Source organism: Mycobacterium sp. 1165178.9 (genome assembly GCF_001673555.1).
GTDB lineage: Bacteria > Actinomycetota > Actinomycetes > Mycobacteriales > Mycobacteriaceae > Mycobacterium.
The window spans coordinates 1-9,355 of the sequence record NZ_LZMB01000108.1 but is presented as its reverse complement, the minus strand read 5'-3'; the positions used below and the strand labels follow the sequence as shown (position 1 = coordinate 9,355).

Here is a 9,355-nt window from a genome sequence, read left to right as displayed (position 1 = left end):
GGCATTCTCCAACAGCACCAGGGGGATCGGCAGTCCCAGCACCACCGACATTGCGATGCATTGTGCGGACACCCACGAGTTGTTCACCCAGATCTTCAGCGCGAACGCCGCGGCGGGATGTTCGCTGTAATACGACTCGACGTCGTGGTTGATCAATTGCTCGATGTCCGTGGGTGTTCCGATCAAGGACTGCACGTCCGGGCTGCCGGCAACCCACAGCGCGACGATCACGACTACGGCAAAGAACGCCGCCGCAGTGCCCAGCCACCACCGCCAGGTGCGGTAGGCAACCACCGGGAACGACACCGTCCAGAACCTGGTGAACGCACTGCTCAGGGGCGCATGGGCACCGGTCACCGCGGAACGGGCCCGCGCGACCAGGCTCGAGAGACGACCGATCAACGCGGAATCCGACGAAGCCGAGCGCAGCATCGACAGATGGGTGGAGACCCGCTGGTAGAGGTCGACGAGTTCGTCGATCTCCGCACCGGACAGCGACCGGCGCCGCCCGATCAATCGGTCCAGGCGGTCCCAAGTAGGGCGATGGGCCAGCACGAATGCATCGACATCCACCCTCGGCAGCCTAATCGCACCGCCGGCACAGCTAAGTGCGGCGGCCCACACGCACCCAGCCTGTACCGTTCGGAGTTATGTCGGAGGTGGTGACCGGGGACGCTGTGGTGCTCGATGTGCAGATCGCCCAGCTGCCGGTGCGGACCTTGAGCGCACTGATCGATATCGCGGTCATGGTCATCGGCTACCTGCTCGGCCTGATATTGTGGGCTGCCACGCTGACCCAATTCGATACCGCGCTGTCTCAAGCGATCCTGCTGATCTTCACGGTGCTGGTCGTCGTGGGCTATCCGCTGATCCTCGAAACAGCAACGCGGGGACGCTCGGTGGGCAAGATCGCGATGGGCCTGCGTGTCGTGTCCGATGACGGTGGGCCAGAACGCTTCCGCCAGGCGTTGTTTCGCGCCCTGGCGTCGTTGGTGGAGATCTGGATGCTGTTCGGGAGTCCCGCCGTCATCTGCAGCATCTTGTCGCCCAAGGCCAAAAGGATCGGCGACATCTTCGCCGGCACGGTGGTGGTCAACGAACGCGGGCCTCGCCTCGGGCCGCCGCCGATGATGCCGCCCTCATTGGCGTGGTGGGCGTCGTCGCTGCAGTTGTCGGGGCTGTCCGCCGGTCAGCTCGAGGTTGCACGTCAATTCCTTTCCAGGGCAACACAACTCGACCGTCAGCTGCGGATGCAGATGGGGTACCGGATCGCCGGCGACGTAGTGGCCCGCATCGCGCCGCCGCCACCGCCCGGCGCTCCACCGGAACTCGTGCTCGCCGCGGTCCTCGCCGAGCGGCACCGTCGCGAACTGGCCCGGCTGCGGCCGGTCATGCCCGCGCCGGGTCCACCGCCGATGGGTCCGGCACCGTGGCCACCACCCGGCGCCGCATACCAAGGCCCCCCGGCCTGGCCCAGCCCGCCGCCGGGTGCGGTAGGGCAATCGCCACCACAGGCCCTGGGCTGGCCCGGACCGCAATCCGGTCGATCCGGCCCGGGAGACACGGATACACCCGACGGTTTCTCACCGCCGAGCTAGCCGGCCACACTCGCCGCCATCAATAGGACGTCGGCAACCAGCAGCGCCCATCCGCACAGCGGGACCGCAATACCGCCCCTGCGTTTGGCGGTGAAAAACGAGATGATGATGACGAGGACGGCGACCGCGGGAGCGCCGTAGAAGGCGACGCCGAAGTTGATCCCGCCGTGGCCCAGGTTGGGACAGCTGCGATCGCTGCAGCCGTCGGTGCTCATCACGGCACCGAGCGCGAAGAGCATCACGAGTGCGGCGGCGGGCAGCGTCGCCAGCGCCAGCCCCCAGTTGATCCACAGCCACGTGTTACGGCGCCGGGCACCATCGGGTCGCCCAGACGCGGCCGCGCCGGCGCTACCGCTATCGACCTTCACGTTGTTGTCGGAATCCATCTCGGTAGGTCCTACCCGTCGTTTGGCTCGTGCAAACCGCTCTGATGGCCCGATCGTGGGCCGGACGCCGTCCAGATTTATCCAGGTCAGGCGCTCACGCTTGCTTTTTCCGACATTCTTCGTTGCATCACGTTAGTTTCCGATATATCGTGATGCTTCGTAGCGCACAACCGGTGCGCGACCCACAAACGTAAGGACATAGCAATGACCAACCCATTCACTCCCCCTGAAGGACCCTTCGCCGGCCGGCCAGGTTTCGGATTCGGCTTCGGCTCCGGCCCGGTTGACCGGCGCGCCCTGCACGAGGCTCGGCGCCAGGCCCGGCGGGACTTCCGTGAGCACCTGCGCGACCATGCCGGCGGCCACGACGGCCCGCTCGGTTTCGGACCCGGTTTCGGACCGGGATTCGGTCCGGGCTTCGGTCCGGGCTTCGGCTTCGGCCCCGGTGGCCGGCGCGGCGGATGGCGCCGCGGCGGGCCGGGTCGCGGCAAGCGCGGCGACGTGCGAGCGGCCATCCTGAAGCTGCTCGTTGAGCGGCCGATGCACGGCTACGAAATGATCCAGCAGATCGCCGAACGCAGCAACGGCCTCTGGAAGCCGAGCCCCGGTTCGGTGTACCCGACCCTGCAGCTGCTCGACGACGAAGGCCTGATCACCGCGAGCGAAACCGAAGGCAGCAAGAAGCTTTTCGAGCTGACCGAACGGGGCCGCGCCGCGGCCGAAAAGATCGATACCCCGCCGTGGGACGAGATCACCGAAGGGGCCGACCCCGGCCACATGAATCTGCGGGCCGCCGTGGGTCAATTGTTCGGCGCGGTGGGGCAGTCCGCCCACACCGCCTCGGCCGAGCAGCAGCAGCGCATCGTCGACATCCTCAACAATGCGCGGCGTGAAATCTACGGCATTCTCGGCGAAGACTGAGTGCCTTCGGCGGGCCCTGGATGAGGCGACGTCATATGACCCCTCATGTGACGTCGACCCAATCCAGGGTCCGCTGCACGGCTTTCCGCCAGCCCGCGTATCCCGCGGCGCGCTGCTCGTCGTTCCAGGCCGGCACCCAGCGCTTGCCCTCTTGCCAGTTGGCTCGCAGGTCCGCCGGGTCGGCCCAGAACCCCACCGCCAGACCGGCCGCGTAGGCGGCGCCGAGCGCGGTCGTCTCGGCGACGACCGGCCGGACCACGTCCACCCCCAGCACGTCGGCCTGAATCTGCATGCACAGGTCATTACCGGTGATACCGCCGTCGACCTTCAAGACCTCAAGGCGCACACCAGAATCCGCCGCCATGGCGTCGACCACGTCGCGGCTTTGATAGCAGATCGCCTCCAGGGTCGCGCGCGCCAGATGCGCGTTCGTGTTGAACCGCGACAGCCCGACGATCGCCCCGCGCGCATCGGATCGCCAGTAGGGCGCGAACAACCCGGAAAACGCGGGGACGAAATAGACGCCCCCGTTGTCGTCGACCTGGCGTGCCAGCGATTCGCTCTGGGCGGCACCGCTGATGATGCCCAGCTGATCGCGCAGCCACTGAACGGCCGCGCCGGTCACCGCGATCGAACCCTCGAGCGCGTACACGGGTTTCGCGTCACCGAACTGATAGCAGACCGTGGTGAGCAACCCGTTGTCGGACCGCACGATCGTCTCACCGGTGTTGAGCAGCAGGAAATTCCCGGTGCCGTAGGTGTTTTTGGCTTCCCCTTCGGACAGACACACCTGACCCACCATCGCCGCGTGCTGATCACCGAGGATCCCGGTGATCGATACCTCGCCACCGGCCGGTCCCACCTCCGATGTCACGCCGTAGGGCTGCGGCGACGACGACGGGCCGATTGTCGGCAGCATCGCGCGAGGAACGGAGAAGATCGACAGCAGCTCGTCGTCCCAGTCCAGGGTCTCCAGATTCATCAGCATGGTCCGACTGGCGTTGGTGACGTCGGTGGCGTGTACGCCGCCGCGCGGCCCCCCGGTCAGGTTCCACAGCACCCAGGTGTCTGGGGTGCCGAACAACGCGTCGCCGCTTTCGGCGGCCTGACGCACGCCGTCGACGTTCTCCAGAATCCATTGCAGCTTGGCGCCGGAAAAGTAGGTTGCCGGGGGCAGGCCCGCCTTACGGCGGATGACGTCGCCGCGACCGTCGCGTTCGAGTGCCGACGCGATCCGGTCGGTGCGGGTGTCCTGCCAGACGATCGCGTTGTAATAGGGCCGCCCGGTTTTACGGTTCCACACCAGCGTCGTCTCGCGCTGATTCGTGATGCCCAGCGCGGCAATGTTTTCCGGACCCAGATCGGCCCGGTTCAATACCGATGTCAGCACCGATGAGGTGCGCTCCCAGATCTCGACCGGGTCGTGCTCCACCCAGCCGGCCCGGGGCAGGATCTGTTCGTGCTCGAGTTGATGGCGGGCCACTTCGGCCCCATAGTGGTCGAAGATCATGCAGCGGGTGCTGGTGGTCCCCTGATCGATGGCTGCGACGAATTCGGCGAACTCGGCCAACTGCTCCCCTCCACCCGTGAGCTCGGACACGTTTAGCGGCAAAAGTCCATCATGGTCTATCGCTCGACTGACGATGCGGGGACTGCGACTCGTGAGAGCTTGCGTTACGGGCGGTAACCCTGTTGCATCTGCGTTGTGGGCGAAGAGGTCAAGCGCACCACGTACGACAGCGCGCATCGGCGGGAATACCGCCGCAAGGTACAGCTGTGCCTCGACGCCTTCGAGACGATGCTGGCCCGCTCGTGCTTTGAGTCCGAGCAGCCGCTGACCGGCATGGAGATCGAGTGCAATCTCGTCGACGCCGGCTACCAGCCGGCGATGTCCAATCGTCACGTGCTCGACGCCATCGGTGATCCGGCGTATCAGACCGAATTGGGCGCCTACAACATCGAATTCAATGTTCCGCCGCACGCGCTGCCCGGGCACACCACATTGGATCTCGAGGCCGAGGTGCGGGCCAGCCTGAACGAGGCCGAGAACAAGGCCAGCGCCGCCGGCGGCGCCCACATCGTCATGATCGGCATCCTGCCCACACTGATGTCCGAACACCTCGACCACGGCTGGATGAGCGAGTCGACGCGATACGCCGCCCTCAACGACTCGATCTTCACCGCCCGTGGCGAAGACATTCCCATCGACATCTCGGGCCCGGAGCCGCTGAACTGGCACACCGCCACGATTGCACCCGAATCCGCTTGCACCAGCATGCAATTGCACCTGCAGCTAGCGCCCGAGACATTCGCCGCCAACTGGAATGCGGCGCAGATCGTGGCCGGTCCGCAGCTGGCGCTGGGCGCCAACTCGCCGTTCTTCTTCGGACACCTGCTCTGGGCCGAAACCCGCATCGAGCTGTTCACCCAGTCCACCGACACCAGGCCCGAGGAGCTGAAAACTCAAGGCGTGCGACCGCGGGTGTGGTTCGGCGAGAAGTGGATCAACTCGATCCTGGACCTCTACCAAGAGAACATCCGCTACTTCCCGTCCCTGCTGCCCGAGGTGTCCGACGAGGACCCGGTCGCCGAGCTGGCCGCCGGGCGCATCCCGCAGCTTTCCGAACTGCGCCTGCACAACGGGACCGTCTACCGGTGGAACCGCCCGGTGTACGACGTGGTTGACGGCCGCCCCCATCTGCGTCTGGAGAACCGGGTATTGCCGGCCGGGCCGACCGTCATCGACATGCTGGCGAATTCGGCCTTCTTCTACGGCGTGCTGCGCAGCCTGTCCGAAGCCGACAACCCGCTGTGGGACAGCATGGATTTCGGCGTGGCAGAAGCCAATTTCCTGGGGGCGGCGTATTACGGCATCGACGCGCGGCAGCACTGGCCGGGGATGGGTGAGGTGAGCGCACGCGAACTCGTGCTCGACACGCTGCTGCCGATCGCCGACGAAGGCCTGCAGCGCTGGGGCGTGGACGCCGAGGTGCGCGACCGGTTCCTCGGGGTCATCGAGGGCCGGGCCCGCGCGGGGCGCAACGGTGCCAGCTGGCAGGTATCGACCGTGCGGGCACTGCAGGACGGCGGCATGAGCAGGCCCGCGGCCCTGGCAGAGATGCTGCGCCGGTATTGCGGCCACATGCACGCCAACGAACCGGTGCACACCTGGGAGTAGGTTCGAAATCATGTCTGACGAAGTCATGGACTGGGACAGCGCGTATCGCGAGCAGGCCCACTTCGAGGGGCCCCCGCCGTGGAACATCGGTGAGCCCCAGCCCGAACTGGCCGCCCTGATCGCGGCCGGCAAGTTCCGCAGCGACGTGCTGGACGCCGGATGTGGGTTCGCCGAGCTGTCGCTGTCGCTGGCCGCTCAGGGTTACACCGTGGTCGGTGTCGACCTGACACCGACGGCCATCGCGGCGGCGACCAAGTCCGCCCAAGAGCGCGGCCTGACCACGGCCAGCTTCGTGCAGGCCGACATCACGTCGTTCTCCGGCTACGACGGACGGTTCTCCACCGTCGTCGACAGCACGTTGTTTCACTCGCTTCCCGTCGATGGCCGCGACGGCTACCTGAAATCGGTCCACCGTGCGGCCGCCCCGGGTGCCGGCTTCTTCGTCCTGGTCTTCGCCAAGGGCGCCTTTCCGGCCGAGATGCAACCCAAGCCCAACGAGGTCGACGAGGACGAGCTGCGCGCCGCGGTGAGCAAGTACTGGGAGATCGACGAAATTCGCCATTCTTTCATCCTGTCGAACGCCGTCAATATCCCCAACGCGCCTTTCGAATTCCCGCAGCACGACCGCGACGAGAAGGGCCGGGTGAAGATGCCGGCCTACTTGTTGACGGCGCACAAAGCCGGTTAGCCGGCCGCGGTCGCCCCGGTGGCGGCGATGAGCGCCTCGGCGAAAGCCTCCAGGTCGGCGGCCGTGGTGTCCACGTGCGGGGAGATCCGCAGCACGGGTTCCGTCAGCTCCAGCGGCGCCCGCTGCACGCCGGCGAACGTGGTCAGGATCCGCCGCTCGGCGAGCAGCCAGCCGCGCACCGCCTGCGGGTCGGCGCCGTCGTTCGCCGCCAAAGTGGTGATGGCACTGGGTTCTTCGACCCCTTCGACCACCGTCCAGCCGGCCACATCGGCCAGCACCGTTCGGCACAGGCGGCCCACCTCGGCCAGACGCGCGCACACCGCCTGCGGCCCATACGCCAGATGCTCGCCCATTGCCAGCGAAAACCCCACGCGCGCAGCGATGTTGGCCTCGCCGAACTCCAGCTGTTCGGCCACCGTCGGCGAGCCGTCTTTGCGGGCCCAGTCCGGCGCGGCCAGCCGTGGGCGCAGGGTTTCCATCAGCTCGCGGCGCACCCCGAGCATCCCGACGCCGCGCGGCCCGGCGATCCATTTGCGCGACGAGGAGTACGTCACGTCGGCGTCCGCCGCACAGCCCACCTGGCCCAGCGCCTGGGCGGCGTCGACTACAAGCGGCAGTCCCAACTCCCGGCAGAGTTGGGCGACCATCGAAACGGGTTGCACGACACCGCGATGGCTGGCCACCGCCGTCAGGTGCACCAGGTCGGGCGGATCGGCGTCCAAGGCCAGCGCCGCGTCGTCGAGCGCGACCCGGCCGTCCTCCATGGTAGGCAGCAGCTGCCGATCGAATCCGTGCGCTGCCATCAGGGCCAAGTTGGGCCCGTACTCGCCGGGCAGGCAAGCCACCGTGCGGCGTTTCGCCGGCCAGCTGCCCAGCAGCAGGTCCAGGGCGTTCAGCGAGCCGGTGGTGAAAACCATTTCGGCATCGGGCATTCCGGTCAGCGTGGCGAATGCTACGCGTCCGGCGTCGAGCACCGGTGCGGCCGCCTCCGCCGCGACGTAGCCGCCGACCTCGGACTCATTGCGGGCGTGCTGCGCGCTCGCCTCGATCACCGCCAGGCTCTGCCGGGAACACGCCGCGTTGTCCAAGTGCAGCCCGGCCATCGGCAGCCGGGCAGACCGCCATCGCTCGGCCAGCGCGTCGGCGCCGGTCACTTCACGGCCAACGACAACCCGAAGTCGCCCGCCTCGTCGGTCCACCACCGGGTGCGGCGCAATTCCGCGGTGGCCAATTCGTCAATCACCTTGTCGGAGTCAAACTTACACGACACCTCGGTGAGCATCTCCTCGCCGGCGTCGAAGTCGACGGTCAGTTCGAGCGCACCGACCCGCACCCGCTGGCGACGGTCGGACCGCAGCCACATCTCGATGCGTTCTTCCGCCGCGTTCCACCGGGCCACGTGCCGGTAGGCATCGATGTCGAAGTCGGCGTCGAGTTCCCGGTTCACCACCGCGAGCACATTGCGGTTGAACGCCGCCGTCACCCCGGCGGCGTCGTCATAGGCCCGCACCAGCCGGTCGGTGTCCTTGACCAGGTCCGTGCCCAGCAGCAGGCTGTCGCCGGGCCGCATCTGCGCGGACAGTGCGGCAAGGAATTCCGCCCGCGGTCCGGGCGTGAGATTGCCGATCGTCGACCCCAAGAACACGAACAGCCGTCGCCCGCCGTCAGGGATCTCGGTCAGGTGCTCCTCGAAATCGCCACAGACGGCCCTGATTTCGATCCCCTCGTACTCCTGCTGAATGGCCGCGGCGGCGGTCGACAGGATGCTGGCGTCGACGTCGAACGGGACGAACCTGCGCAGCGAACCCCGCGCCCGCAGCGCGTCGAGCAACACTCGCGTCTTTTCCGATGTGCCGCTGCCCAATTCCACCAGAGTGTCGGCCTCGCTGGCCGATGCGACTTCGGCCGCACGGGCCCGCAAGATCTCAGCTTCGGCGCGCGTCGGGTAGTACTCCGGCAGCCGGGTGATCTGATCGAACAGATCGCTACCCACCGAATCGTAGAACCATTTGGGCGGCAATGCTTTCGGCGTCTTCTGCAGGCCTTCCAGCACGTCGCGGCGCAACGCGTGGTACGCCGAGTCGGCGGCCAGGTGGTTCGACAGCGACAGCGTCATCAAGATCCTCTCGACTGATCCAGCGGCGTCAGCACGACACCGTTCGCGGTGACTTCGACAAGGTGGCGGTCCGGCACGTCCTCCCAGTCGGAGTCGTTGTCATAGGGTTCGCTGGCCAGGACCACGCCGTCGGGGCGCCGCAGGATGGACAGCGTGTCACCCCAGGCCGTCGCCAGCATGCGAGAGCCGTTGGCGGCCAATATGTTCAGCCGGGCATTCGGGTCGGCAGCGGCGACCTCTGCGATGGTCTCCCCCAGCGCGTCGAGGCCGCGCTCGAAGATGGTGGCCGCCAGTATCGCGCTGTCACAGACCGATTCGGAGCGCACCGTCGTCGGCAACACGGCCCGGTCGACGATTCCGTTGTGCGACAACAACCACTGCCCGTCGGTGAACGGCGCGCACGCGCTGCGCAGCCACTGCGTGGTGGCCGCGGTGCGTTCGGCGACCGTCGGCATGCCGATCGAGGCC

General features: G+C 67.2%; 9 protein-coding genes and 1 pseudogene. 4 read left to right on the top strand and 6 right to left on the bottom strand.

Translation table 11 applies throughout. The features are described 5' to 3' along the window. Positions 1-573: stage II sporulation protein M (locus A5652_RS05555; RefSeq protein WP_197513775.1), on the bottom strand; the 573-nt coding region annotated here is incomplete at its 3' end. A 77-nt stretch (positions 574-650) separates the two neighbouring features. Here A5652_RS05555 and A5652_RS05550 point away from each other — a divergent pair. Further along, positions 651-1,598 (top strand): RDD family protein, encoded by a 948-nt coding sequence (locus A5652_RS05550; RefSeq protein ID WP_067347472.1) that lies wholly within the window; start codon positions 651-653, stop codon positions 1,596-1,598. On the opposite strand, the gene A5652_RS05545 is transcribed toward A5652_RS05550, so the two are convergent. Continuing rightward, the gene (locus tag A5652_RS05545; RefSeq protein WP_067347469.1) at positions 1,595-1,984 is read right to left on the bottom strand and encodes a hypothetical protein; all 390 of its coding nucleotides are present in this window, start codon (positions 1,982-1,984) and stop codon (positions 1,595-1,597) included. The two genes, A5652_RS05550 and A5652_RS05545, sit on opposite strands and share 4 nt — an antisense overlap. Positions 1,985-2,188: 204 nt before the next feature. On the opposite strand from A5652_RS05545, the gene A5652_RS05540 reads away from it, so the two are divergent. After that, on the top strand, positions 2,189-2,905 hold the full coding sequence (locus A5652_RS05540) for a PadR family transcriptional regulator (protein WP_067347466.1): 717 nt from the start codon (positions 2,189-2,191) through the stop codon (positions 2,903-2,905). A 43-nt stretch (positions 2,906-2,948) separates the two neighbouring features. Here A5652_RS05540 and glpK read toward each other — a convergent pair whose 3' ends face one another. Then, on the bottom strand, positions 2,949-4,475 hold the full coding sequence (gene glpK, locus A5652_RS05535; protein ID WP_067347475.1) for a glycerol kinase GlpK: 1,527 nt from the start codon (positions 4,473-4,475) through the stop codon (positions 2,949-2,951). A gap of 135 nt (positions 4,476-4,610) precedes the next feature. On the opposite strand from glpK, the gene A5652_RS05530 reads away from it, so the two are divergent. After that, on the top strand, positions 4,611-6,083 hold the full coding sequence (locus tag A5652_RS05530) for a glutamate--cysteine ligase (RefSeq protein ID WP_067347463.1): 1,473 nt from the start codon (positions 4,611-4,613) through the stop codon (positions 6,081-6,083). A 10-nt stretch (positions 6,084-6,093) separates the two neighbouring features. After that, positions 6,094-6,771 carry a class I SAM-dependent methyltransferase gene (locus A5652_RS05525; RefSeq protein ID WP_067347461.1) on the top strand — a complete coding sequence of 226 codons (678 nt, stop codon included), beginning with the start codon at positions 6,094-6,096 and terminating at the stop codon, positions 6,769-6,771. Here the strand turns inward: A5652_RS05525 and egtE are convergent. The 3 genes and pseudogenes from egtE to A5652_RS05510 all read right to left on the bottom strand — a co-directional run. Next, positions 6,768-7,874 carry an ergothioneine biosynthesis PLP-dependent enzyme EgtE gene (gene egtE / locus A5652_RS05520; RefSeq protein ID WP_232001097.1) on the bottom strand — a complete coding sequence of 369 codons (1,107 nt, stop codon included), beginning with the start codon at positions 7,872-7,874 and terminating at the stop codon, positions 6,768-6,770. The two genes, A5652_RS05525 and egtE, sit on opposite strands and share 4 nt — an antisense overlap. 47 nt (positions 7,875-7,921) lie before the next feature. Then, positions 7,922-8,887, bottom strand: a complete 966-nt coding sequence (gene egtD / locus A5652_RS05515) for an L-histidine N(alpha)-methyltransferase (RefSeq protein ID WP_067347453.1) — start codon at positions 8,885-8,887, stop codon at positions 7,922-7,924. Beyond that, positions 8,887-9,355, bottom strand: a pseudogene (locus tag A5652_RS05510) (class II glutamine amidotransferase); the annotation flags it as partial. The gene egtD and the pseudogene A5652_RS05510, both read right to left, overlap by 1 nt.

What these genes read in the sequence shown, in the direction of transcription:
- egtD (WP_067347453.1), bottom strand. Translation starts at nt 8,887, where the DNA reads ATGACGCTGTCGCTGTCGAACCACCTGGCCGCCGACTCGGCGTACCAC.
- egtE (WP_232001097.1), bottom strand. Translation starts at nt 7,874, where the DNA reads ATGGCCGGGCTGCACTTGGACAACGCGGCGTGTTCCCGGCAGAGCCTG.
- A5652_RS05540 (WP_067347466.1), top strand. Translation starts at nt 2,189, where the DNA reads ATGACCAACCCATTCACTCCCCCTGAAGGACCCTTCGCCGGCCGGCCA.
- A5652_RS05545 (WP_067347469.1), bottom strand. Translation starts at nt 1,984, where the DNA reads ATGGATTCCGACAACAACGTGAAGGTCGATAGCGGTAGCGCCGGCGCG.
- A5652_RS05550 (WP_067347472.1), top strand. Translation starts at nt 651, where the DNA reads ATGTCGGAGGTGGTGACCGGGGACGCTGTGGTGCTCGATGTGCAGATC.
- A5652_RS05525 (WP_067347461.1), top strand. Translation starts at nt 6,094, where the DNA reads ATGTCTGACGAAGTCATGGACTGGGACAGCGCGTATCGCGAGCAGGCC.